Raw genomic sequence first — 927 nt, 5'->3', positions numbered from 1 at the left:
CAGCGTGAACTTGACCAACTCTTCCATCACGTCCACCACCCGTTCGTAATACGAAGAGGGCTTCATTCGGCCAGCCTCGTCGAACTCGGCAAATGCCTTGGCAACGGACGACTGATTCGGGACGGTGATCATGCGCATCCAGCGACCCAGCACCCGCATCTGGTTGACCGCATTGAAGGACTGCGAACCACCCGAGACTTGCATCACCGCCAATGTCTTGCCTTGCGTCGGTCGCACGGCACCAGCGGACAAAGGAATCCAGTCTATCTGCGCTTTGAGGATGCTGCTCATGGCACCATGACGCTCTGGAGAGGTCCAGACCATGCCCTCGGCCCACACAGCCAGCTCACGCAGTTCCTTGACCTTCGGGTGATCGTCGGGGGCACCATCGGGCTGCGGCAGGCCACGCGGATCGAAGATCCTGATCTCGGCACCCATCTTGCGCAGCAGGCGCGCCGCCTCTTCGGTCAGCAGTCGACTATAGGAACGGTCTCGAACCGAACCATACAACAGCAGTATGCGCGGCGCATGCGTCGCACGCTGCGAGGGCAAAAGGCCTTCCAGGCAGGGCTTTTCAAAGACTTGTTCGTCGAGGTTCGGTAGATCAGTGCTCGCCAATTCGGTTTCCTTTCGAGTCAATGACGGCTTCCCCGTCTTCTTTGGAGAATGCGGCCTGTTGAGGCTTTGGCAGGATGTCCAGCACGACCTCCGAGGGACGACACAAGCGGGTTCCCAGCGGGGTGACCACTATCGGGCGATTGATCAGGATGGGGTGCTGGAGCATGAAGTCAATCAATTGCTCATCCGTCCATTTGTGCTCACCCAAGCCAAGCTCGTCATACGGCGTACCTTTTTGGCGCAACACATCGCGCACTGGCATGCCCATGGCCTGGATCAGGCCCGCCAGCGTGGCGCGATCAGGAGGCG

The 927-nt window shown here is 59.5% G+C and carries 2 protein-coding genes; both read right to left on the bottom strand.

The window, feature by feature from the left end; translation table 11 throughout:
• Positions 1-618: arsenical resistance protein ArsH (arsH, locus tag V8Z78_RS27005; RefSeq protein WP_349732509.1), on the bottom strand; the 618-nt coding region annotated here is incomplete at its 3' end.
• The coding region (locus V8Z78_RS27000) for an ArsC/Spx/MgsR family protein (RefSeq protein ID WP_349732508.1) at positions 605-927 on the bottom strand (323 nt) is incomplete at its 5' end. The genes V8Z78_RS27000 and arsH, both read right to left, overlap by 14 nt.

This window comes from Comamonas sp. wu1-DMT (genome assembly GCF_040187805.1).
GTDB lineage: Bacteria > Pseudomonadota > Gammaproteobacteria > Burkholderiales > Burkholderiaceae_C > Comamonas > Comamonas thiooxydans.
This window is presented reverse-complemented; position numbering and strand designations above follow the sequence as displayed.